The 26,337-nt window shown below is 39.3% G+C and carries 17 protein-coding genes and 1 pseudogene; 9 read left to right on the forward strand and 9 right to left on the reverse strand.

The features are described 5' to 3' along the window. The first annotated feature begins 11 nt into the window (after positions 1–11). Complete coding sequence (locus LBQ60_06205) at positions 12–1,868, forward strand: ChbG/HpnK family deacetylase (protein MDR2037499.1); 1,857 nt, start codon at positions 12–14, stop codon at positions 1,866–1,868. A 449-nt stretch (positions 1,869–2,317) separates the two neighbouring features. Here LBQ60_06205 and LBQ60_06210 read toward each other — a convergent pair whose 3' ends face one another. Genes LBQ60_06210 through LBQ60_06220 form a run of 3 tightly spaced genes read right to left on the reverse strand, consistent with a single transcriptional unit; the run spans position 2,318 to position 4,305 of the window. Continuing rightward, the gene (locus LBQ60_06210) at positions 2,318–2,701 is read right to left on the reverse strand and encodes a DUF3037 domain-containing protein (GenBank protein MDR2037500.1); all 384 of its coding nucleotides are present in this window, start codon (positions 2,699–2,701) and stop codon (positions 2,318–2,320) included. Further along, positions 2,679–3,461 (reverse strand): aminotransferase class I and II, encoded by a 783-nt coding sequence (locus LBQ60_06215; protein ID MDR2037501.1) that lies wholly within the window; start codon positions 3,459–3,461, stop codon positions 2,679–2,681. The genes LBQ60_06210 and LBQ60_06215 overlap by 23 nt, the downstream gene beginning before the upstream one ends. A 31-nt stretch (positions 3,462–3,492) precedes the next feature. Continuing rightward, positions 3,493–4,305, reverse strand: a complete 813-nt coding sequence (locus LBQ60_06220) for an SDR family oxidoreductase (GenBank protein MDR2037502.1) — start codon at positions 4,303–4,305, stop codon at positions 3,493–3,495. Positions 4,306–4,569: 264 nt separating this feature from the next. Here LBQ60_06220 and LBQ60_06225 point away from each other — a divergent pair, with 264 nt between their 5' ends. Next, a complete protein-coding gene (locus LBQ60_06225; protein MDR2037503.1) occupies positions 4,570–5,274 on the forward strand; it encodes a PorT family protein in 705 nt (234 codons plus the stop codon). A 124-nt stretch (positions 5,275–5,398) separates the two neighbouring features. Beyond that, on the forward strand, positions 5,399–6,673 hold the full coding sequence (locus LBQ60_06230) for a DUF4038 domain-containing protein (GenBank protein ID MDR2037504.1): 1,275 nt from the start codon (positions 5,399–5,401) through the stop codon (positions 6,671–6,673). A 3-nt stretch (positions 6,674–6,676) separates the two neighbouring features. Here LBQ60_06230 and LBQ60_06235 read toward each other — a convergent pair. Then, positions 6,677–6,874, reverse strand: a pseudogene (locus LBQ60_06235) (glutamine--tRNA ligase). Between the two features lie 651 nt (positions 6,875–7,525). On the opposite strand from LBQ60_06235, the gene LBQ60_06240 reads away from it, so the two are divergent. The 5 genes from LBQ60_06240 (at position 7,526) to LBQ60_06260 (ending at position 17,004) form a co-directional block, all read left to right on the forward strand. Beyond that, entirely contained in the window at positions 7,526–8,551 is a 1,026-nt protein-coding gene (locus LBQ60_06240) for a hypothetical protein (protein ID MDR2037505.1), read from the forward strand. A 77-nt stretch (positions 8,552–8,628) separates the two neighbouring features. Beyond that, positions 8,629–9,597: a hypothetical protein gene (locus tag LBQ60_06245; protein ID MDR2037506.1), complete on the forward strand. Its 969-nt coding sequence runs from the start codon at positions 8,629–8,631 to the stop codon at positions 9,595–9,597. Between the two features lie 70 nt (positions 9,598–9,667). Next, positions 9,668–10,609, forward strand: a complete 942-nt coding sequence (locus tag LBQ60_06250) for a hypothetical protein (protein MDR2037507.1) — start codon at positions 9,668–9,670, stop codon at positions 10,607–10,609. A 52-nt stretch (positions 10,610–10,661) separates the two neighbouring features. Beyond that, on the forward strand, positions 10,662–11,114 hold the full coding sequence (locus LBQ60_06255) for a T9SS type A sorting domain-containing protein (protein ID MDR2037508.1): 453 nt from the start codon (positions 10,662–10,664) through the stop codon (positions 11,112–11,114). A gap of 4 nt (positions 11,115–11,118) precedes the next feature. Then, a complete protein-coding gene (locus LBQ60_06260) occupies positions 11,119–17,004 on the forward strand; it encodes an FG-GAP-like repeat-containing protein (protein MDR2037509.1) in 5,886 nt (1,961 codons plus the stop codon). A 424-nt stretch (positions 17,005–17,428) separates the two neighbouring features. On the opposite strand, the gene LBQ60_06265 is transcribed toward LBQ60_06260, so the two are convergent. The 3 genes from LBQ60_06265 to pheT all read right to left on the reverse strand — a co-directional run bounded on the left by LBQ60_06265 (position 17,429) and on the right by pheT (position 22,918). After that, positions 17,429–18,331, reverse strand: a complete 903-nt coding sequence (locus tag LBQ60_06265; protein MDR2037510.1) for a hypothetical protein — start codon at positions 18,329–18,331, stop codon at positions 17,429–17,431. A 386-nt stretch (positions 18,332–18,717) separates the two neighbouring features. After that, complete coding sequence (locus tag LBQ60_06270; protein MDR2037511.1) at positions 18,718–20,421, reverse strand: glutamine--tRNA ligase/YqeY domain fusion protein; 1,704 nt, start codon at positions 20,419–20,421, stop codon at positions 18,718–18,720. A 28-nt stretch (positions 20,422–20,449) separates the two neighbouring features. Continuing rightward, positions 20,450–22,918, reverse strand: coding sequence for a phenylalanine--tRNA ligase subunit beta (pheT, locus tag LBQ60_06275; GenBank protein ID MDR2037512.1), 2,469 nt, complete (start codon positions 22,916–22,918; stop codon positions 20,450–20,452). Positions 22,919–23,372: 454 nt separating this feature from the next. Between pheT and LBQ60_06280 the strand changes: the two genes are divergently transcribed. Then, entirely contained in the window at positions 23,373–25,244 is a 1,872-nt protein-coding gene (locus LBQ60_06280; protein ID MDR2037513.1) for a CapA family protein, read from the forward strand. A gap of 371 nt (positions 25,245–25,615) precedes the next feature. On the opposite strand, the gene LBQ60_06285 is transcribed toward LBQ60_06280, so the two are convergent. Both LBQ60_06285 and LBQ60_06290 read right to left on the reverse strand, forming a co-directional pair. Next, positions 25,616–25,897 carry a hypothetical protein gene (locus tag LBQ60_06285; GenBank protein MDR2037514.1) on the reverse strand — a complete coding sequence of 94 codons (282 nt, stop codon included), beginning with the start codon at positions 25,895–25,897 and terminating at the stop codon, positions 25,616–25,618. Beyond that, positions 25,887–26,303 carry a hypothetical protein gene (locus LBQ60_06290; protein MDR2037515.1) on the reverse strand — a complete coding sequence of 139 codons (417 nt, stop codon included), beginning with the start codon at positions 26,301–26,303 and terminating at the stop codon, positions 25,887–25,889. The genes LBQ60_06285 and LBQ60_06290 overlap by 11 nt, the downstream gene beginning before the upstream one ends. Positions 26,304–26,337: the final 34 nt, after the last annotated feature.

Consider the following 26,337-nt stretch of genomic DNA (forward strand, 5'->3'; position numbering starts at 1 on the left):
CTGTTTTTACGATGAAAAATTATTCCTCGAAAAAAGCCATTATCTGTATACTGCTGCTCTGCATCATTTCCCTATCTGTTTTCGGACAATCAACTAAACCTAGGCTAATAGTCCGGTCTGATGACATGGGGGCATTTCATTCAGTCAACATTGCCTGTATTGAAGCCTATAAAAACGGTATCGAAACTACAGTAGAAGTTATGCCTGTTACCTCATGGTTTCCCGAAGCAGCCAAATTACTTCGTGAAAATCCGGGCATTGATGTGGGGGTACACTTAACCATTACCAGCGAATGGGAAAATATCAAATGGAGACCTTTGACAGACTGTTCAAGTCTGACTGATGAAAACAACTTTTTTTACCCGATGATGGGACCACACCCATCATATCCGGGGCAGTCTGTGAAGGAAAATAACTGGAAACTATCAGAAGTAGAACAAGAGTTCCGGGCACAAATAGAGCTGGCACTAAAAAATATACCTCAGATTAGCCATCTTTCGGGTCATATGGGGGCCATGCGTTTCGATAAAGATGTGGTAGCAATGGTCCAAAAGCTAGCTGACGAATATCATCTGAGTGTGATTGACAGGGGTGAATCAGCAATACGCTATAATGTACAGTTTGTCGGGTATGAAGGTTCCAATAAAACCGGAGAAAAAGAAACCAGTTTTATCAAAATGCTGGATAAGCTGGAAGCCGGAAAAAATTATATTTTCCTTGATCATCCTGCCCTTGACAATGACGAGATGCAAACTGTAGGGCATGTCGGATATGAATGGGTAGCCGAAGACAGGCAAGGGGTTACGGATCTTTTTACCAATACAAAAATAAAAGAGGTGATCCGTGATAAAGGAATTGAATTAACCAATTACAACGAACTGACCAAATCACTACCGAGAAGTTCTCCTGAAGCTGAGAATATACATGCCAAAGGTATCATGAAATATCTCGATGCTGTGAAACAAAACAAACAGGACTTGCATAGCCTGATGATCCTCAGGCACGGAAAGGTCGTTGTGGAATATTGGTTCGGCGAACATGCCGCCAATAAACCACATATCATGAACTCCGTAAGTAAGACATATACAGCTACGGCTATCGGCTTTGCTGTAGCAGAAGGAAAGTTAAAGGTCACTGATAAAGTCATATCTTTTTTCCCGGATAAACTACCGGATCATGTAAGTCCTTACCTGAAAGAACTGGAAATACACCATTTATTAACTATGTCTGTTGGTCATGATACAGACCCGACAAGATCAATCCGCAATGAAAGCGATACAGACTGGGTACAAGCCTTTCTCTCCTATCCTATCGAGCATAAACCGGGAACCGTTTTTGTATACAATAGCCTGGCGACCTATATGCTTTCGGCTATTATCCAAAAAGTAACCGGGGAACAACTCATAAATTACCTATATCCCCGTTTATTTCGTCCTTTAGGAATTATCGGCGTTACCTGGAATGAAAGCCCACAAGGCATAAACACCGGAGGATGGGGATTATATATAAAAACAGAAGATATGGCTAAACTGGGACAATTTTACCTGCAAAGAGGAAAATGGAACGGAAAACAAATACTACCTGAAAGTTGGTTTGATGAAGCGACCTCTTCCCACATTGCATCTCTTCCGGCAGGTGTAAAAAGAGAGAACCTGAAAATAAAACCAAAAGACAGTGATTGGCTGCAAGGATATGGTTATCAGATATGGAGGTGCCGTAATAACGCTTATCGTGCTGACGGAGCAAACGGGCAATACATCATTGTTATTCCTGAAAAAGATGCAGTAATTGTTACTACAGCCCATATTGGGGATATGCAGGCAGAGATCAACCTGATCTGGAAATACTTGTTGCCTGCATTTAAGTAATATAAGACAGGAAAATCCATTAAATAATAAGTGTTTTCTAAAGAAAAAACCCTCTACTGAGAAAATCAATAGAGGGTTTCAATCAATTAATTAACCACTACTCAAACTTATAGTAATCATTTAATCTTAAAAACAAATTCTATATATAGATACGTATTTTAATTATTTTGGTTACCTTTCGCTATGATAAATATATCATATAAAAAAAGAGTGGCATCTTCACGATGGCACTCTTCCTAACACAGAAACTAACTACTTAATTTTTAATATCTTACTATCTTGATCAATGTTTTATATCACATTGAAAATATATACTTTTCACTTTACAATGCAAAGATAAATAAAAATTTCCATTTACGCAACAATTTTATTCATTATTTTTAATTAATTTAAATAACGCACTAACTATCAATTTATTAAAATTACAATTATCCAACCAAAACAACTATTCACAGAACCAATTCCTTAAACAGTGCTTCAAAAGTTTGATCCAGGTCTTTTGAGAAACCCGGATGAGGACGCGATGTTTGGATAGAAGTACTCCTCACTGCCGTCAGCCACCTGAAACGTTCGGCAGTATCCAGCAAAGCAATAGTACCTCCTTCTTTTTTTGAGGAACATATGATGTCGAAGACCTCCAGATGGGCATATAATAAATCAAAATCCAGATCAGATGAAAAAGCTTTGAGCTTATTTTCATTCACCCAATAACGTGCCTTAAGGAAATCTGTTCTTTTTGAAAACAAGATGATTCCTACATTAATAAATTCTTTTCGTTCAATTTTAGGAACAAATCGAATTACGGCATATTCATATAAATGCTCTTCGGGCATGTTGCGCTTCTTTTACAAATATATCGGAATAATTGAGTCGTTCCATCAGAAAGCGAATATAAATATCCCTTAATTCCTGAGGCGTTTCATTATTCCCTTCCCATTCTAACCAATTATCGGGGATTAAATTCACAATTTCTTTTATTTTATCCTGAGTCAATACACTTCTATATTCTGCATTGATTTTTTCTATCATTCCTGCCTGAGGTAGTAAAACATGATCTTTGATCAGAGGGAAAGAACTATGCGAATGCTTCTCCCAGTTTACCCACGAATGATGGAAATAAAGAGAAGCACCATGATCGATCAACCACAATTCCCGGTTCCAGGTAAGTAAATTGGTGTTTCTGGCGGTTCTGTCAATATTGGTAAGAAATGCATCCAACCAGACTACCCTTGATGCCAACTCAGGATCAATTGTAGTCACCACCGGATCGTACGAAAGCGATCCCGATAAAAAATGTAATCCAAGATTAAGCCCTCTGCTGGCACGTAAAAGATCTTGTATTTCTTCATCGCCTTCCGTCTGCCCGAAAGCCTCATCAAGGTAAATAAAAACAATCTCCGGAACGTGCAATCCTAAAGCACGGGCAACCTCTCCTCCGATTAATTCGGCGATCAATGCTTTGGTACCATGACCTGCTCCCCTGAATTTCGTTACATATTTGAACCCGTCATCTGCCTCTGCTAACGCAGGCAAAGAACCGCCTTCACGTAAAGGCATAATGTATCTTGTTACATTAACGGTCCTAATGTCCATATTTATAATCTCCTTCTATAAGATAACTGTTCTATGATGATACAGCTACTTTATAATAAATACTCAAAAATTTTTGAAATAATCTGGCCGGCAATATCTTTTTAGCATAAATAGATACTTTCTGACCGGCTTTCGCTATCGAATACCTGAATTTTGGATTTTTCTTATGTATGATCGCATTTATCTTTTTAGCGAACAAAATCGGATCTAATCCATTACTTTCCTCTTTTTCAATAACTTTTAATACATTCTCGAAAGATAACCGATATGCTTCATCATGAAGCAATGAATCTGATATAATCCTGTTGGATGTAAAATTGGTCCTGAAATCACCCGGTTCAACTATTACTACTTTAATATTGAACTGGTTTACTTCAAGTGATAATGCTTCACTATACCCTTCTATACCGAATTTGGATACAGAATATAATCCCTGATAAGGAATGCCCATTAAGCCGGCTAATGAACTGACATTGATAATTACGCCTCCCTTTTGTTCCCTAAAATACGGCAATATCTCTGAACAAACATTCATCACACCGATCAGGTTAGTTCTTATCTGGATATCAATTTCCTCTTCTGTAGCATATTCGAGAACACCACCCACTCCAACTCCTGCATTATTGATCAGTACATCTATTTTACCATACTGTTCAATGATTGTACGAATACAGGAACGGATAGTATCTTTCCGGGTTACATCCATTTCCAACATTTGAAAATCAGGATTTTCCTTCTTTTTTCTGCTTGTCCCGAAAACAATATGCCCCTTCCCTGCCAGATATGAGGCAGTTACTTTTCCAAAACCGGAAGATGCGCCTGTAATAAGAATTATTTTTTGCATTCGGAAATATCTAAAAGCCAGTACCCGTTTTAAATACATGTAAATAAAGTACAAATATCATACCTTATTCTTCTACATTTTCCAAAACAGCTGATTAATTATCGCAGTTTTTTTTTGTGATACCAAATACTATATCTATCATTGCACCGTTTTTTATTTTGGTAGTGGTCGATCATCCGTTCAACATTTTTAGCCTATCGATACGGGTTTAAGGCATTTTAATCATAATAACATAAATCATATTTATTAAAAACAGACATGTATATGAAAAAAACAATACTCTTATTGATAGTGATATCATCAACGGTATGCGTACATGCCCAAAGGAAATTCGGGATAAAGGCAGGATATAACCTTTCAGGTATTTACAACATTTCCGGATCAGTTGTTGGAGATGCACCTGCGCCTGATTGGGGTATGAAGTCCGGATTCCAGGGAGGTATACTTGGCGATTTCCGGTTAAACAGGTCTTTTTATTTGCAGCCGTCATTAATGTTCTCCATGCAGGGCTTTAAGGATGAATATGAAAGCAATGGGAGTGCTAAAAGATTATTTTCATTGTATTATTTGCAGGTGCCGATCAATCTACAATATAAATTGGATCTGGGTGAACCAAAGCTGATATTCCAGGCTGGTCCGTATGCCGGCCTCGGTCTTTTTTCACGGCAGAGGTATTTCAAAAAAGACGTGTTACAGAAAATAGATGATAAATACAAAAAACTGGAAACAACGAGCAATAAAAAAAATGATGATTCCCGTCCGTCATTCGATTTTGGCGTTGGGGTCGGTGTGGGTGTACAACTCCTCAGGTTCCAATTAATGGCGGGGTATAATTTCGGGTTTACTGAAATTTCTTTCGATAAGGATGTCTACAGCAGGAAATATGATATAAAAATGAAAAATCATGGATTATTCATCACGCTGACCTGCCTTTTCGGCAAGGATGATGTTCTGCTTATCAACGATTAGGTCTTAAAAACCTATATCTGAAATCCTTTAAATTCATGCTAAGGGTATATCAATGTTTATAATTGGTAAAAGGTCCTTTGTTATAATCTTTATTACACTTTTAATCATCCCATTAAAGGCTCAAATGGTAACATTTGAACTTCCTTGGGATGCGCCTTATACTGTGGATACAACCTATAAAAACTATTTAACTAACGGTAACGGGCATTACATTTTTATATTAAATAAAACAGCATGGGCATATTTTGCGTGTTCTGACCCTATTGGGTATTTAAAAAAAGCACAAAAAGAAGGAATCAATACAATCCGAGTAGCTTTGGAAGGATTGCCTTATTATGATGTCCTTCAAATAGACTTGTGGCCATGGGGTGGAACAAGAAAAAATCCTGATTATTCAAAACTCAATGAGAGTTACTGGAACGAAGTGGAAAATCGTGTTCGTCTGGCTGGTGAAATGGGAATTGGAATAGACCTTTGCCTATATCTGACAATGTCATTTGACAAGTCAATGATCAATACCCAAATACATTATTGGAAGAATATCATACAAAGGCTTGGAAAATATTCAAATATTCTGACATGGGAAATACAAAACGAATATGTGAAAAATGAAGAATTTCAAAAAGCCGCTGCCAAATATTTCAAAAAAAATGATCCATACAAAAGACCGGTCTGTACATCAGACATTACAACAGACAATGCTGTCTGGACAAACAGGGATTGGATAGATCTGGCTATAGTTCATACATGTACCGGATCAACACCATCAGATATAAAAACTATTGATCAACTAAATGACCAGAAAGGAGCAACACATCATCTAAAAAACTGGTATCAGGCAGTGGCCCGGAATGTAAGATCACATAACAAACCGGCATTTAATAACGAGTCAGGAAGAGAAAAAAGACACATGAACGATGATCCTGTTCACAGGAGAAAACAAGCATGGATATTCAATTGTTCCGGATGTTTCTGGACGCATCACTCCTGGGATGGTTGTGAAGGAATTAACGACATGAACTATAGTGCTCCGGGAAGTAACTTTTTACCCAGCGTCCGTACTTTTTTTGAAACTATTCCTTTTTGGACATTTAATCCTGATTATACAGCTGTACAAAATGATTCCGAATTGCTTTTGTCCACTATGGGCGACCTGAATCGAAGTTGTGTCATCACATATATCTGCACTCTATTAACCGGGCAACATATTAATTCGGAACAATTAACTTTAAGATTGCCATCCGGAAGTTATTTAATAGATTTCATTTCACCTGTAAGCCTGGAAACTATAAAACAATATAACATCAAATCAAAATCCCTGGATCATATAAATGAAGTGATAATTCCGGATTTTTCCGATGATATTCTTGTAAAAATATCCCTTTCTAAAAAACAGTAAATTCTACTTACCCTGTTTTGCCCAGGAATCTTTTAACGTCACCGTACGGTTAAAAACCAATTCCCCGGCAGTGCTATCCTTATCCACACAGAAATAACCCAGGCGCTGGAACTGGAAACGATCTCCCGGTAGTGCGCCGGCCAGACCCGGTTCGAGTTTGCAGCCTTTTCTTATTTCCATTGAATTTTCATTCAGGAATTCTTTAAAGTCAATATCTTTATGTCCGGCCGGATCTATATAATTAGATAGTATTTAACTTTAGTAATATTTTTTCACTCAAAACACAAAAGCGACTGACTCAACATAATAAACCATAACAATGTTTTAAAGTATCAACTTATATTATAACATTTTACCCGTTTCTTTTTCTGTTATTTAAGTCGCCTAAATCACCAGGTTTTTTAAAGAGCAATCCGGAATATAATACTTAGCAAAGCATTCTTTAGAATGATAGATCCATGATGGAATACGACATAATCTATAGACCGGTCTGGCTCGTCCTCTTTTTTTGTCAAAGCAGCAAAAGACAAATAATGATGTGAGTAAGATAAAAGTTTAACTGCTTTTCCATAGTAAGTAAATTTACGGTAAGCAAACTTAATAAAAAGAAAAATTTATTTTAAATACAAAATATTAACTATATTTAGAGGAGGATTGTAAGTTTTTGTTTACACAAAACAAAAATCGCATACGCTGAGACAGGACACAATGTATTCGTACAGTTAAATTACGGGGAACATATACAATGAAAGGCTAAATAAAAATCGACAATTATAGTATGGAACAGGTCACATATAAAAGTATTATTTGTGTTGAACCAAGTTATTATTAATAATTCTAAATCTAAAGAATATGAGAAAAGTAATTTTTACCCAGCTTATTTTGATGGTTTCGGTGGTATCGTCTTTTGGCCAATGGTTAACAAATGGTAGTAATTTATTTTACAGTGGAGGAAATGTAGGTATAGGAACTGATAATCCATCATATAAACTCCACATTAATGGTGAATTATATCTACAACCAATTGATGGAAATAATGGTTGGAACAATTCATATCTTCATTGGTATGGTCATAGTCTTATTATGGGGAGTCCTGCTGGAAAGTGGGCACATAATTCATTGGATCTTAAACCCGGAGGATGTACACAACAATCCCTTTATTCACAACTAAGACTATATACTGCACTCGGTCCTAATCAACATGAACTGAAAATCTTAATAAACAGTAATGAACATAGTTTTTTTAATGCAGGTAACGTTGGTATAGGCTTAACAAATCCAAAAACCAAGTTACATGTCAATGGAAATACCTATGTAAGCAATTTAAGCATTGGTCGTTCAGGAAGTCATTATGATGAAATCGGATATAATCTGGGGTTTACGGCGACTAACGATGTTTACACTTATAAGACCCGTGACCACGCGGCTTCCATGCGTATGGGATATAACGGGACAATTGAATTTAGAACGGCCGGTGTAGGGAATGCCGGGGAAAATATCACATTATATGAAAGGATGAGGATTAACTTAAATGGCAATGTCGGTATCGGTACAACAAACCCAACTGCTAAACTCACTGTAGCCGGCGATATCCTGGCGCGTGAAATAGTAGTGGAAGCCAATGCAGGAGCTGACGTTGTATTTGAAGAAAATTACCGGTTAAAATCGTTACAGGAAGTGGAACAATTCATTACTGAAAATAAGCACCTCCCGGATATAGCACCGGCAGATACCATGATCCGAAACGGTGTGAATATGGGTGAATTCCAGATACAGTTGTTACAGAAAATTGAGGAATTGACACTATATGTGATAAAACAGGAGAAAAAAATAGACGACTTAACAAATGAACTGAAAGAACTGAAAAAGGAGAAATAACCGTATCGTATCGGTTTGGTGATTTCATCATTTAAAGGACAATTATTACATATAAACAAACATTAAAATTCATAAACATGAGAAAAGTAATATTAATTCAACTTATTTTGGTATTTTCGGTATTATCGTCTTTTGGGCAATGGCAAACTTCTGGGAATAATATCTATTTTAATAATGGTAATGTTGGTATAGGAACGATAAATCCCTCTGCGATTTTTGAAATAGCAGGTAATAAGGGAAGTCTTAATGATAGAAATTTCCGAGTGAGATACTATGATTATGAAAATGACATATATTTAAAAGGAGCAGAATTTTCTGCATTAACGAATATTCCTGAAAAAACAGGTGGAAATGGTTGGACTGCTTTATATGCTAAACAAGGTAATGCCGGTAAAGCTGGGGTTTTTGACGGAGATGTTGTAATTCATGGTAATGTTGGTATAGGAACTACCAGTATTGATAATGGACAAGGGTGGCAAAAAGTATTAGACATATATGGTCCTCAACATGCGAAACTACTTGTCAGAGGTAATGAAATAAAAACCGGTATATTTTCTGATATTACATGGTCTGGGCAAGTTGGAAGAGTTGGGACCGAATCCAATCATGATTTACGGCTTATAGCCGGTTATACAGACAGAATGACTATAAAAACCAATGGAAATGTTGGTATCGGCACTGTGAATCCCGCTGCTAAGCTTACTGTAGCAGGTGATATTCTGGCTCGTGAAATAGTAGTGGAAGCCAATGCAGGAGCAGACTTTGTGTTTGAGGAAAATTACCGGTTAAAACCATTAAAGGAAGTAGAACAGTTTATTGCTGAAAACAAGCACCTCCCGGATATCGCACCGGCTGATACCATGATACAAAACGGTGTGAATATGGGCGAATTCCAGATACAGCTATTACAAAAAATCGAGGAACTGACACTATATGTGATAAAACAGGAAAAAGAGAATGAAGTATTAAAAAAACACCAGGAACTGCAGCAAAAAAGAATGGAAGAGCTGACAAATGAATTAAAGAAACTGAAAAAAGAAAAATAACCGTATCGGTTTGTTGATTTTCTAATTTAAAAACAATCAATTACTTATAAACAAATAAAAAATAACAGACATGAGAAAAGTAATTTTTACCCAGCTTATTTTGGTGGTTTCGGTGGTATCGTCTTTTGGCCAATGGCAGGCAAGCGGACATTTTACATTAGACGGCGAAAGTAACAAATATTATCCTGTATCCTTTAAAGATGTCGGTTGGAATTACAATGAAGAAACAATCTTAAAATTAGGAAGATCAAGTGTCCATATAAATGGTAACTGGCATGGCAGTATGATAGCTACATTTAAGTTCCATTGTTCCAACTGGGGAAATGCATCTGAGTTCATAGATGTAGACCTTAAACAGTATAATCACCATAATACGAACAAATTTATAGCCGGATGGACCGATGCATCAGACAATAATAGTTTAAGAAATATTATTATCTGGCTAAAGGGCTCAACTACTTATTATTTTTACTCGAATTATGAACAAAATCCTACTTTTACTAATGGAAGTCTGAATATAGGCAGTGATACATACAGTGTTAAAAGTGAAATAGATGATTATGTTAATTCTTTTGGTAACAATTTTTCAAATAATATTTGGGTTATAGGAAATAAACCCAATTATTTTGCCGGCAATGTAGGTATCGGTACAACAAATCCTACCGCAAAACTCACCGTAGCCGGTGATATCCTGGCACGCGAAATAGTAGTGGAAGCCAATGCTGGAGCAGACTTTGTATTTGAGGAAAATTACCGGTTAAAACCTTTACATGAAGTAGAAAAATTTATCACTGAAAACAAGCACCTCCCGGATATCGCTCCGGCAGATACCATGATCCGGAATGGTGTGAATACGGGTGAATTCCAGATACAGTTATTACAGAAGATCGAGGAGTTGACATTGTATATGATTGAGCAGGAGAAACAGAATAAAGAGTTAAGAAAGCAGCTCGGTTTACAACAGGCAGAGATCAATGATTTACGGGCAGCAGTGACAGGAAATAACGAGTAACAAACCCTGCTGATAACACAAATATCATTTTCAAATATTAATATTAATTATTATGAAGACAATTCTAATCATCACCGGATTATTACTGTCCCTTTATTTGCAGGGACAGACGACTCCCCCCGTTTCATTCGAATACGATAACGACGGGAATATGACAGCCCGTTATGTCGTTTCCCTGTCAAGAATGAAAGCGGATACTGATACCAGCAGTGCCGAAACCATGGCTGCACAGCAGAAAGAAGAAATCCCGTCAATAATGATGGGCGAACAGAAAATTACAATATATCCGAACCCGACCTCCGGGAAAATCACTTTGGCGATTACAAACCTGGATGCACGCCAGAAAAACACTTTTTTCCTGTATGACAGCACAGGACGATTAGTATTGTCCTCACAGATAAAATCGGAATCGACATCTATAGAAATCAAAGGCCCGGCAGGAATGTACCTGTTGGATATCCGCCTGGGAGAAGTTGTATCGAAATGGAAAATCATTAAAGAATAATACCATGAAATATTTATCTATATATCTTTTATTATTATTGTCCTTAAGGGCAGCCGGACAGCAAAGTATTACCCGGTCAATAAATGAAAGCGGGAGCACAAAAGAACATATCGCCCGTGATTATGTCAAGTTTTCGAACGGATATCGTTATAAGGCAACAGGTAGTTACAGAATGCGTGCGGCTATTGATGAACATATTGTCATTTCTGCGGATTATCAGTCAACTCCTCCTTCTGAAGCACGGGGACTGAACACTTCATATGCCGTAGGCAGCACTCAGGGAGTGGCCGGAGTTACTCCCACAGGCGCTGCAACTTATCAGATACCCATTGCTATTCCTCCCGGAACCGGAGGCGTACAACCGAATCTATCCTTAGCTTACAATAGTCAGAACAGCAACGGGTTGTTGGGATATGGGTGGAACCTGGCCGGCGTATCGGTAATAAGCCGTTCCGGTAAAACATATCACCATGATGCCAAAACAGAGGCAATACAACTCAATAACACCGATAACCTGATGTTGGACGGACAACGTTTAATGCTGGCTTCGGGAACAAATCTAACTAATGGCGCCCAATACAGGACCGAGATAGAAAGTTTCAGCGAAATTGCCTGTAAAACAATTGGTGCATCCCTTTACTTTGAAGTAAAAACCAGGGATGGGTGGTTATTGGAATACGGTACAACTACTGATTCGTACATAGAAGCTGCAGGTTCTTCTGTTCCTTTATGCTGGCTATTGGCAAAAGTAACCGATCCGTCGGGAAATTATATGACCTATTCCTACACCGAAAACAATAGTACAGGCGAATTTCGCCTCAAACAAATAGACTATACAGGAAATACAGGATTATCGCCTTACAACCGGATAGAATTCTTCTACGAAATGCGCACTGATCAAGAGACATCCTACATTGCCGGAAATGTGGCCAAGCAAACCGTCTTGTTGAGACGAATCAAGGCGACTTCCACAAATATCAATTTCAGGGAATATAAATTTAACTACTTTTTTGATGGATTTTATTCAAAATTGACCGAAATTGAAGAATATGGTCAAAACAATGTGAGATTTAATTCCACATTGGTGAACTGGGGAGAAGGAGATGTCACCCCTGGAGAAGAAGATTACGGTTGGATTCATCCTGCCAAAAGCAGCGGTAGCAATATTCTCTTTGGCGATTTCAATGGTGACGGGAAGACGGATTTTATTGAATATCCAGTAAAAAACAGTTATACTACTGAGGATAAGTTATCATTGTACCTGGCTACATCCTATTATGGGATAGTTGAATTTTATAAAAAAAGTTCTATCTCATTATCTGAAGGGTTCAGGAGAGCATTTCTTGCCGACATGAATGGTGACGGTAAAATGGACGTTGTATTGGTTTCGGCAGCCCCTAATGGAACATACAGATATAATTATTATTTTTCTGACGGAGAACGACTAACTTATAATTATAAGGGATTCAACACTGGTAATACATCGAACAACATTGAAGAAATTGCAGGAGATTTCAATGGCAACGGAAAATACGAGATTTTAATAAAGGATAGTCAACGATTGTATGATGAAAACGGAAATTTGATTGCTACCGGAGGAATTACATGGGGACAGAGACATTATGATGAGCTCCCGTATGACCGTAATATAATTGATTTTAATGGCAACGGAAAATTAGACCTGCTGGTACTTGATAATTCCGGATACAGGGTATATGAACTGAACGGCTCTAGCTTTACATTGATATGCTCAGGTACTGACTTGAAATACACTTCATCATTTGATTATAGTCCTCTTGTAGGCGATTTTAACGGAGATGGGAATTCAGATATTCTTGTTCAGAGATACAGTACAAATGAATATTATATTCTGTTTTCAAAAGGAACTGCATTTGAGAAAAAGTCGCTTCCAAATTTGAATATCACAGGTAAATGGTTTGCTGCAGACTTCAACAGGGATGGTAGGACGGATATTATACATTGTTCCCGGAATAACGGGTATGGATTTCCTATGAGGATAGGATTGTTTGATGGTCAAGGCTTCCAGTTCGAAACCGTTCGCTCCGATCTTATCACGGCAAGCGACATGAATATGGAGACAAGTTGGAAATATTTATATTTTTCGGATTTCAATGGAGATGGTGTCCCGGAAATATGTTTCACCAGGTATATCGATGCATTAATATTGAAATCTCTCGATAAAAAACAGAATTTACTGCTCCAATCCATTACCGATGGCCTGAACAGGCGGATTAGCTTCACATATACTCCCATGACATCCTCTGATGTATATTCGAGAACAACAGAATCTCATAGCTTTCCGGTCATCAGTATGCAGGTACCTCTCTATCTGGTCAAGTCAATGAGCATTATGAATAATAGCGGATTCAATGATCATATATCATACTACTATACGGATGCTCGTATACACCGGCAGGGAAAAGGTTTTTTAGGCTTTGGACAAGTAGAACAAATTAATTACCAACAAAATCGAAAAACCATTACCCATTACGATCATAATACATTTTATTATATGGTATATACGACAAAACAGGAAGTAAAAAATTATTCCGGTACCACCGATATTTCAACCGTTGATTATACCAATAATTACTTATATGTTGCTCCAAAAAGGTTTTTCCCTTATGTATCCCGACAGGTTACTACAGATCATCTGACAGGTTTAACAGTAACGACGGAACATCAATACAAAGCCGCTACTGTCGATCATGGAAATCCGTATAAAATTACAGAAACCAGGGGAGATATGAAAACTGAAACCACCATTTCGTGGATTGCCAAAGGCAGTATATTTAAAAACCGTCCCGAAAACATCCAGATAAAACGAAGCGGCCTTCAGGGTACTTATACAGAAACCACAACTTTACAATATGATGATAAGGGAAGGGTGTTATCAAATGTAGAACATTCGGGAACGAATGCTGCCGTGACCACCACATATAGCCGTTTCAATAAATTCGGTTTTCCGGAAACCATAACGACCAATGCGAATAATTGCCCTACAGTGACGGTTACATCCCAATATGACGCGTATGGGCGTCAAACCGGAATAACCGACGCATCGGGAACTACGGGTACACAATATGATATTTTCGGAAGGGTGAAAATGGTCACCAGAATCGACAACCTCACATCAGGTTACGAATATGACGGATTCGGACAAATAATAAAAGAAACGCTTCCTTCCGGTAATACGGTCAGTTTTGCCAGAGCATGGGATATCAGTAGCTCCCAGGTCTACCGCATTGACCGTACGGAGCAAGGAGCGCCTTCCCGGTCAGTATGGTACAATGCAACCGGACAGGAAATAAAATCACGGACAAAAGGTTTTTCGGGCGACATATATACCAAAAAGGAATATAACGGTAAAGGGCAACTTTATCGCAGTTACCTGCCCGGGTATGGCAATCCGGATAGCAAATACACAGAATATATTTATGATGTATACGGACGCCTTGGATCGGAAATATCCATAGCCGGAACGACCGGTTATGTTTATAGTGGTAATACAACAACCGTGAATTATCCCGATAATACATTCCGTACCACTACACTCAATAATGCAGGACTGATAGAGAGCATCACCGACGGAGGAGGAACCATCAGTTATATCTATAACAGTCTCGGCAAGCCGGCAACAGCAACGACAAACGGATCGACAACCACTTTCAGATATGATAACCGGGGAAATCGCATCGCATTAAAAGATCCGAATACCAGAGATACGCTTCGTTATGTCTTTGATGCTTATGGAAAATTACGGAACCGTACCAATGCGCGAGGACAACAAACCTCATTCCTTTATGATGCTGCCGGAAGGGTGATATCGGAGAATATCCCGGAAATGAACCTGACTTATGAGTATGTATCTTCGGGAAATGGAAAGGGACAACTGGAGAAGATTAAAACCGGAAATACGGAGTTACGTAAAATTACGTACAATAATCTGAGCATGCCAAAAGAAATAATGGAAAAGATTGACGGCACGGATTATATTACCGAATATTCATACGACCGATACGGACGACCGCTGGAAAAGAAATCCCCTTCCGGATTCAGGTTATCACATCATTACACCGGCGACGGATATCTAAGTGCTTTGTATGATGCCGCAAATAATACTATGTTATGGCAGGCCGGAACGGTAAATGCTTTGGGAAATGTAACATCAAGCACCTTGGGTAATGGATTGATACGAAATACGGAATATGACAGCAATATGATGCTACAAAACATCTCCTTAAATAACGGGGCATCCAAAGTTGACGAAATAGCATACAACTTCACCGTTTCTTCAGGCAATCTACAGCAACGCAATGACAAAACACTCCTCCGCAAGGAAGACTTCGGGTATGACGGCCTGAAACGCTTAAACTCGATAAGCCTGAACAACGCAGCCGCACAGAGTGTCGTCTATAAACCCGACGGCAGTATCGAGAGCAAGTATGATGTAGGCACTTACCTGTATGGAAGTAATAATCATGCTGTGTCAGGTATCAATAATCTGGCTACAGGTTATTCTCCACGGATGTTTGAACTGGAGCACACCTCATTCAACCGCACATCATCAGTAGCAATGGACGGACAAAGGATAACCTTCGCTTACGGGCCTGATAAACAGCGTAACATCAGCCGTTTTTATGAGAGTGCCGGCGTAACGACCCCACAAACCACCCGGTATTATAACGGTAATTACGAAAAAGAAGTTACGGGAAACAGCATTAAGGAATACGATTATATTTACAGTCCCGAAGGCCTGGTAGCAATAACTGTTACCTCCGGTGGAGCACGTTCTTTATATTATGCCCACACCGATCATCTGGGAAGCCTGAGGGTATTGTCCGACGGTTCGAAAAACATCTCATCCCGTTATCATTACGATGCATGGGGTAAACGTACACGTACAGCTGGAAGTGATATCACCATGCGGGGCTTTACCGGACATGAACATTTAGACGGGTTCGGACTGGTCAATATGAATGCCCGCATGTACGATCCTGTTTTAGGACGTTTCCTGAGTATTGACCCTTATGTACAGATGCCGGATAATACACAAAGTTTTAACCGCTATAGTTACTGTCTGAATAATCCATTGGCTTATACGGATCCGAGCGGAGAATTTTTTCTATGGACAATTATTACTGGGATCGTCGATTTCTTTGCGACAGGCTTATTTCAATGGGATTGGAAAAATTATGACCCAACAGCATCATGGTCCAATACCAATAAAGCATGGCAAATAGATTTGGGTCAGTTTAGAAGTGATCCTAATAAAGATGGGTGGGGTAGATTCTGGGAAGTTATTTCCCGGTTTACATGGCAGGCACCACAAACGGCAATTGGTTACACGGGAGCAGGGGTCCAGAATTTATTCGACGGAGTAAAAAGTGTCACCAATTATGGTGGAGCAACTGTAATTGAAACATATGGAAAATGGAAAGAAGGAGGTGGGGTCACTTTCGGAAGTTATATTTTCGGTGAACGTGGAATCCAGGCTGATCCAAAAAATAGTCTTTTTCAGCATGAGTATGGGCATTACTTACAAAGTCAGGCCACAGGATGGTATTACTTGACAAATCGGGGATTACAAAGCCTGTTTAGTCAAGAAAAAAAGCATAGTCACAATCGTGTTGAACAGGATGCAAATATAAGGGCTTTCAAATATTTCCATAAATACGAAAAAGAACTATTTGACGTATATGATAAAAAAAGCGGAGCATATATAGGAAAATGGGATTATAATGATAATCCCATATTGGATTATAACTGGCTGATACATTATGATTCGGAACATAATCAGGATGTTTTAAGAAAAAGAAAAATGAAATTGCAGTTCGAAGAATATTTTGGCTCTTTTTCTGTTCCGTAAATAAAAAAGTTGAAGGTATAAGATATTATTACATTCCTTGTCAAACTAAATTTATAATTTAGCTTAAAGTCTAATAACAACACAATTAAAAAATGCATTGTTATTAGGCTTTAAGATCCTCGAAAAGCAATCATTTTCCCGAGTTTGTATACATTTATTACACATGCTAGTAAAATCGCTTTTTCCGGACTGGAAATGCATTTGTTGCAGAAAAGATTATAAAAATGGGATTTTATGTGCCGAGTCTGGTATCTGGAGTATATTATACAATATTGATACAAAAGAGACCAATCAGACGTTTTTTTGAAGAGGCTGAATTCTAAGTTATCTCCAAATTTATTTTAATAAAAGAAATAACTTAGAATTCAGCCTCTTGCTGTTTTATACAAAGTAAATTCTACGAATAGAAATGACATTCATTTTTTTACTTTTCTCTGTTCTGTTTGTCAAAATCTTCCTGAAGTTTCGTGTACTTCTTTTCTAAATCAATGATATATAGGGTCAATTCTTCAATTTTCTGCAGTAATATAACCTGCATTTCACCAACCTCCATCCCGTTCTTTGCCATGCTTTCCGCAGGTGCAACTTCCGGTAAATGTTTGTTTTCAATAATAAATTCTTCTAACTCTTTAAGAGGTCTTAAATGGTAATCATCGGCAAATACAAAATCAGCTCCAAGGCTTTCAACGATAATTTCATTTGCTCTCAGTGTACCCATAACGTCCACTTTTACCTCATTCCCAGCTGAATTTAAACTTAATGTTTCGATCAGATTCCCTTCTTTACGCATAAAAAATTTAAGCCCACCCGAACCACCATTTGCAGAATTGGAATAATAGGAGGCAATACGTCCGACTGTATGATTCTGGTCGGCAACATGGAAATCAATATTTATCCGCGTTAATTCCGCATTTTGATTATCATTCGCAGAAAGTATAAGATGTCCCTGGTTAGGAGTATTAAATATTTCAAGTCTGGCTTTAGGAGCTAATGAACCAATACCTATATTACCATTGGGCTTAAAAGTCATCCAGGGGTAACTTGCATTGATTCCATCAGTTTGATTATTACCACCGATATAGCCATAATCAAGTACCGGGCCATCAGCAACAGCGCCAAATGAAAATAAGTTTCCGGTGCCATTGTATGATATATTAAATTCCCTTCCCCACCGTCCTGCACTATAATCAAAGTTTATATTAACTCCCCAGGGATAAACATTGGGATTGCGCACAATTACACTCTGGTTATTAAAAGTATGAGTTGTCTGGGCAAAGGATGAGAGTGTTGTAATCGATAAAACAAAAACAATAAAGATAGTTTTCATAGCTGGTTAATGTTTGGTTAATAATGTTATTTAAATATATTTCAACAAATTTACGCATTTTTTTGAACCGATTGAATAATATTCAGGGTTATTATTTTAAAACAATATAATGATGTGATATTTATTCCCCCGTTGAGTGGTATATTGCACGTTAAACGGTCATTTGTCTTCGCCGAATTCATAAATTCAGTGTGTAATGCCACTTGGAATATAATCAAATCTGAATCTGGCAAAAGGAAGAGAAAACCTGTTTTAAAGGTGTACTCCTTTTACGGCAGCATGTAATGTCAGAGATAAACTGAATTTATCATTCAGACAGAATCAGTTAAAGTCTTTCCGATTAAGTTAAACCGGTTTTATCAAAATACAGATAAACTTACCTGTAATTATTTCCCCTGTTTCGCCCAGGAATCTTTTAACGTCACTGTACGGTTAAAAACCAATTCCCCGGCAGTGCTATCCTTATCCACACAGAAATAACCCAGACGCTGGAACTGGAAACGATCTCCCGGTTGTGCGCCGGCCAGACCCGGTTCGAGTTTGCAGCCTTTTCTTATTTCCAGTGAATTTTCATTCAGGAATTCTTTGAAGTCAATATCTTTATGTCCGGCAGGATCTTCATCCCTGAACAACCGGTCATAAAGCCGCACTTCCGCGTCGATGGCATCTTTGGCAGAAACCCAGTGCAGGGTCCCTTTCACCTTCCGGTTGGCATCCGTGCCTGTCCCGCTACGCGTTTCAGGATCATAGGTACAATGGATGGCGGTTATATTTCCATCCGCATCCTTATCCAAACCGACACATTTCACTATGTAGGCCCCTTTCAGCCGGACCTCATTGCCGGGCGTCATCCGGAAGAACTTTTTAGGTGCATCTTCCATAAAATCACCACGTTCAATATATAATTCCCCTGAGAAGGGAACCATCCGCGTACCTGAAGAGAGATCCTCCGGATTATTTTCAATTTCCACCTCTTCGCTATATCCGACAGGATAGTTGTCAATGACCACTTTCACCGGATCCAGTACGGCCATCACCCGGGGAGCTATCCGGTTCAGATGTTCCCGGATACAATATTCCAGCAGGGCAATATCCACGACAATTTCCCGGCGTGCTACACCTACTTTTTCTGCAAACATCCGGATGGATTCGGGTGTATATCCGGCCCTGCGTAATCCCGATAATGTCGGCATACGGGGATCATTCCATCCGGCCACAATACCTTTCTGTACAAGCTCCAGTAAACGTCTTTTACTCATCACCGTATAACTCAGGTTGCGGCGGGCGAACTCGATCTGCCGGGGACGGTATTCCGTATCGATCAACTGATCAAGAAACCAGTTATACAAAGGACGATGTACCTCGAATTCAAGTGTACAGATGGAATGGGTAATTCCTTCCAGGTAATCACTCTGTCCGTGGGTGAAGTCATACATCGGATAAATACACCATTGGGTTCCGGTCCGGTAGTGGGGTACAAACATGATGCGGTACATGATCGGATCCCGCAACAGCATATTGGGAGAAGACATATCGATCTTAGCCCGTAACACCCTTGTTCCGGCTTCAAATTCCCCTACCCGCATCTTCCTGAAAAGATCAAGGTTTTCTTCCGGGGACCTGTCGCGGTAAGGACTGTTGGTTCCTGGCTCCGTGGGTGTTCCCCGCTGAGCGCTGATCACTTCTGCCGGCTGGTCGTCTACATAGGCTTTCCCATCCAGGATCATTTTTTCTGCCCAGTCATACAATTGCCCGAAATAGTCCGAAGCATAAAGCACCTCTCCGTCCCACCGGAAACCTAACCACTGAACATCTTCCAGTATCGATCCGATATATTCATCATCTTCTTTGGTAGGATTGGTATCGTCAAAACGAAGATTACATTTTCCGTTGTATTGCTTGGCCAGGCCAAAATTAAGACATATAGCCGTAGCATGACCGATATGTAAATATCCGTTCGGTTCGGGCGGAAAACGCGTATGCACCTTCCCTCCGTCCTTTCCGTAACGGATGTCTTCTTCGATGATCGCCTGGATAAAATTCAGGCTTTGCTTTGTTTCTTCAACCGGTAAATGGGTAGAATCACTCATTATTTTCAGCGTATTTTAAATTTCAAACTTATTGACGTACCTGGGCTCCTGTTTCTTTTTCAAGCGCCTGGACGATCCGTTGCATGGCTTTATCGATCTGTTTATCGGTAAGGGTCTGCTCCATATCCTGTAAGGTAAATGCCACCGCATACGATTTCTTTCCCTCTGCTATTTTTTCACCTTCATATACATCAAAGAGCGAGGTGTTTTTCAACAATTTGCGCTCGGCACGACGGGCCACATCCTGTATTTCTGCAAAACGAATCTTTTTATCTACCAGTAAAGACAGATCACGACGCACTTCCGGGAAACGGGGAAGATCCACATAGGTTATCTTCAGGCCGTTCAATAACCGTAATACGGTATCCCAACGAAAATCCGCATAATAAACCGGCGTTTTTATATCGAATTGTTTCAATAACTTCTGATGTACAACTCCCATTTCCAGAACGACATCCGATTTCTCTGAATAAACAAGTCCCTCTGAAAATATCTCATTGGAATCGATTTCATCCATCTTTAATGCAGAGAGGTGAATTCCCAAACGCTTAAAGATATTCTCAGCATATGCCTTCAAAGTGTAAAAAGTGGAAGCCTGCACCGGAGTATTCCAGTTCCCGTCCATTTTATTTCCGGTAACAAACAAAGCCAGGTGATGCTGCTCGGTGTAGCCCGCCAATGGCTGGCCGGGATGTGCCGGTTCTTTAAAGTAACAATTACCGAATTCATATAATTTCAGGTCCGGATTTCTACGGTTGGAATTATAGATAATTGCTTCCAATCCGCCGTAAAGCAATGTCTGGCGCATACATCCCAGATCCTGGCTTAAAGGGTTGAGGATGGTCACAGATTGTGTTGCTTTAAACATTTCCGAATCCTGATAATAAGACATTTTCGTCAGGGAATTGGACATGATCTCATTAAATCCGCAGCTGCTCAGAAAATCACCGGTTATATTCACGATCCTCTCCCGTTCAGGTTTTTGAGAGTATGAAAGCGTAGAATGCAGTTCATCACTGAAATCCACATTATTGTATCCGTAAATACGCAGGATTTCTTCCACGACATCCGCTTCCCGCTGAACATCCACACGGTAGGGAGGTACCTTAATTTCCATGCCGTACGTTGTCCGGCTTTCTATCGGGATATCCAGGGCTTCCATGATATTTTTTATGATATCCGGCGCTATTTCGTGACCTATCAGCCTGTTGATCCGTTTGTATTTCAATTCAACAGGGAAAGGACCGATAGGATCGGGATAAACATCCACCACATCGGAACTGATTTTTCCTCCGGCTATCTCCCTGATAAGAAGAGCTGCCCGTTTCAAAGCATACACGGTATTATTGGGATCGATTCCCCTTTCAAACCTGAACGATGCATCTGTGTTCAATCCATGCCGTTTGGCAGTCCGCCTGATAAACCTGGGATTGAAATATGCACTTTCCAGGAAAACATTCACTGTCCCGTCCGTAATACCGGAATCCAGTCCACCGAATACACCACCGATACACATTCCTTTTTCTGCATCACAGATCATCAGGTCATCCGCAGCCAACTTCCGTTTTACTCCATCCAACGTAACAAAAGGCGTACCTTCCGGCAAAGTTTTTACCACTACTTTGTTTCCCTTGATCTTATCCGCATCGAAAGCATGTAGCGGCTGGCACATTTCATGAAGTACAAAATTAGTGATATCCACAACATTATTGATGGGAGAAATACCGATAGAACGCAAGCGGACCTGCAACCATTCCGGTGATGGAGCCACCTGAACACCACTGATAGTCAACCCGCAATACCTGGGACATGCTTCTGCATTTTCCACCACAATTTCGACAGGAAGATGCTTATTATCTATTGAAAAGTGATCAATTGAAGGTATCTGATATCTCTCTTTTTTTGAAAATTCAGGAACATTTACTTCCAGATATGCAGCCAGATCACGGGCCACACCAATATGGGAAGCCGCATCAATCCTGTTGGGAGTAAGTCCGATCTCAAAAATATAGTCGGTTTCTATTTTAAAGTAATCCTTAGCCAATGTTCCGGGAACAGCTGCGGCGTCAAGCACCATAATACCGTCATGCGATTGTCCCAGTCCCATTTCATCTTCAGCGCAGATCATCCCTTCGGATTCAACCCCGCGTATTTTTGATTTCTTGATTTCAAAATTCCCTTCATCTGTATATATGGTCGTACCTATAGTTGCTACCACCACTTTTTGCCCGGCAGCGACATTAGGAGCCCCACACACGATCCCAAGCGGACAGCTGGTACCTACGTTTACTGTCGTTACACTCAATTTGTCGGCATTCGGATGTTTTTCGCAAGTCAAAACCTCTCCGATCACAAAACCCTCAAGACCGCCCTTAACAGGACACCATTCATCCAATGAATCAACTTCCAGACCGATAGAGGTCAAAATCTTAGATATTTCTTCAGGTTTCAGGTCGGTTTGGATATACTCCTTTAACCATCGATACGATACTTGCATACAGCGTACTTTTTATGATAACAATCAATTTTTAGTAAATAAGGATCCTGAGGCGACCAAATAAACTTTAATTATCCTATAATTAATGATTTAATTCTCAGAACTACCTCGCAAAAAAAGAACAAATATAGTGTATTTTCAGCAATGAATCATGTTATTTAAGCACTCAGTGCTATTTGTTGTTTTCTTAAGTCATATTGATCAAATTGATTACGTTTACTTAAATATGAAACAAAGTATAATTTCTATAAAATCGTCTAAGTTCATAATAATAAAAGTCATGCGAGTTCCCATGTAACCTTTAAAAAATGATGATTGTATGAAATTTATGGTTTGGTATTACTTAATCAATCGAACCTTTCAGGTTTTATCAATATTATTCGCTTTTTTTCTTATCTTTGTATAAGAATAAGTTGCATTATTGTATGGGGGGTCGAATGATGATTGTTTCCGGATGAAGAAGTTATTGATTATACTGGCTTGTGCAGTGGTTTTTTTTGTATTGTTCTCTGCAAAGTTCACTCCCGATGAAGAAATACACCAGGTCGATGTATTGGAAGTCCCTGTTGTTGACAGTCTTAAATTAATTTTTGTCGGTGATGTAATGGGACATGGCATGCAACTCAAAGGAGCATGGCATGATGGTGGAGACAGTTCCTATAACTATTTCCCTTCTTTACAATATGTCAGGGATTATATCTCTTCAGCCGACATAGCCATAGCAAATTTTGAAGTGACACTGGCCGGCGAACCGTATGAAGGATATCCGCGATTTTCATCACACAGTTCTTTTGCCGTTGCTTTAAAAGATGCTGGATTTAATGTAATGACCTTGGCCAATAATCATTCATTGGACCGTGGGAAACAAGGACTGGAACGAACCATTGACGAACTGGACAGCCTTGGGATTATACATACCGGGACATTCAAAGACTCCGTATCATGGAAAAACGAATACCCGTTAATCCTAGAACAGAATAATATCAAACTGGCGATCCTGAATTACACATACGGCACCAACGGATTTCCCGTACTAAAACCCAATATCATTAACCGCATAGATACCGTTCGTATGGCGGCAGATCTATCCAGGGCCCGTGAATTACAACCCGACTTAATTATTACCTGTATTCACTGGGGGGAAGAATATGAAAACGTTGAAAATGCGAAGCAACGAAAACTGGCTTCTTTTCTGGCCAAAAACGGTTGCGACCTCATTATCGGTTCCCATCCGCATGTCGTACAGCCTTTCGGAAAAATAGCCACGGATTCTGATTCTGTTCCGGTTCTCTATTCTTTAGGAAATTTTGTATCCAATCAGCGCTGGAGATATTCGGATGGCGGCATCGCTTTTGAAGTCAATCTCACCAAAGAAGATAGTATTACACGTATTCGTTCATATGGGTATGAACCCCTGTGGGTACACCGTTTCCCTGACAATAAAGTATCTGTTTTCCGGATCATCCCTGTTAATGACTATCTGAATCACCCGTCAAAATACATCATCAACGAGGCAGACAAAAAGTTAATGATGCAGTTTTATGACGATACGCAATCCACATTTTCCCGATTATCTTTTAGTAACTTTTACAGGACATCAACCTATACTCATTTGGTATGGCAGGATGAATTCAACGGTGAAGGACTCCCCGATCCTGAAAAATGGAGTTACGAACAAGGGTATGTGCGTAATAATGAAATACAGTATTATACGGCAGGACGCACCGAAAATGTCGTTCAACGTAATGGACACCTGATCATTACCGCCCGTAACGACTCTGTAACGATCGATGGTGAAAATCGTCCGGTCACATCGGCAAGCCTGATATCCCGCGGTAAAGGGGACTGGACATACGGGCGTATAGAAGTCCGTGCAAAACTGCCTTCATGTCTTGGCAGCTGGCCTGCCATCTGGATGATGCCGACAACCGGACATTATGGGGGATGGCCGAAAAGCGGGGAAATAGATATCATGGAACATGTGGGATATGATCCGGACAAAATATATTTCAACCTGCATTCCGAAAAATACAACCATACCAAAAATACAGGGAGAGGAACTTCCGTAGAATGCCCCGGCCCTGATAAAGAATTTCATATTTATGCCGTAGAGTGGTCTGCCGAAAAAATAGACTGGTTTCTTGATGAAAAGAAAGTCTTCACCGTGCATAATAATGAGCCCGGATGGGAAGCTTGGCCGTTTGACCAGCCATTTTACCTCATTTTAAACTTTGCATTCGGCGGTGCCTGGGGCGCCCAAAAAGGAGTGGATATATCAGCACTCCCACAGGAATTTACAATTGATTATGTCCGCGTTTTTCAATAATTATATATCATAATATTTACCCTGATTCATTCACAGGTACCTGAAACTTTTACCGGTTAACAAATCAAGTTTTTTTAACCGGTGCTTTTATTGAAAAATCAACAGCTTTAACATTAACCCTGAGCATATTAATGGTTAATATCGATTCAAAAAAATAGGTTTTGTTTTTCTAATTATGAAACATTGCGCTATCTCATCAATGAGATATTCCGTTCATTGTAAGCAGTATCACTAATGTATGGAGATCCGGATCACAAAATAAACCAATACCGGCAATCTGTATATTTTCTATTTCAGGAATGAGTATTGATATCAATAAATGCCTTTATTATCCCCAGCATTCATTGATGAATATCTCTTTTCATTACAAGTCAGTCGCTATTGCCGGTAGGTACGACATTCTTTTGTTTACGTTTTTTTAAAAAGTGGGATATTAACTTGTAGCCGACTTCAGCACTTCCCAATAACGTGGCTGAAGAAAATAAATTTCCGGCAACACTAAAAACCTTGTTCACAACACGGAATGAATCCTCAATCCGTTCCCAGTCCCTGGAAAGCTTTTTTTCCTGCCGTTTAATCTTTCTGCGTAACCGCTCTTTCTCCCGATAAATATCATCAAGATTGGAAAGACGATAATAATAACTATTCCTCATCGTCGTCTTCATCATATTCATTTTCTTCGTCTTCATCGTCGTCATCATCATCGTCATCATCTAAATACCTATCAAATATAATCGTGCTGAAACTACGAATTAAAGGATTCAACACCAATTTCTTCCTGAACAAGAGAAGAAATCCCATAATCAATAATGTTGCACCTCCCATGATCAGGAATGCCGGAATAAAACTTCCGAAAGCCTGTTCCATCAATACGATCAGAATGCAGGATATGTACACCCAAACCGAACCCAATAACAAAAGTACGATTACTGCCACGATCACCATGGCAACTATAGTAGATGTTTTTTCAAGCAGTTCCAGACGAAACAGATCATACCGTGTATCCAGGTAATTTTTCCCGTCTTTTAATAATGTTTTGTATTTTCCCCGAGGTGCCATTTTTTCAATTTTTGAAAATAGGAAAATGTAGATG

The organism is Bacteroidales bacterium, assembly GCA_031275285.1.
Classification (GTDB): domain Bacteria; phylum Bacteroidota; class Bacteroidia; order Bacteroidales; family UBA4181; genus JAIRLS01.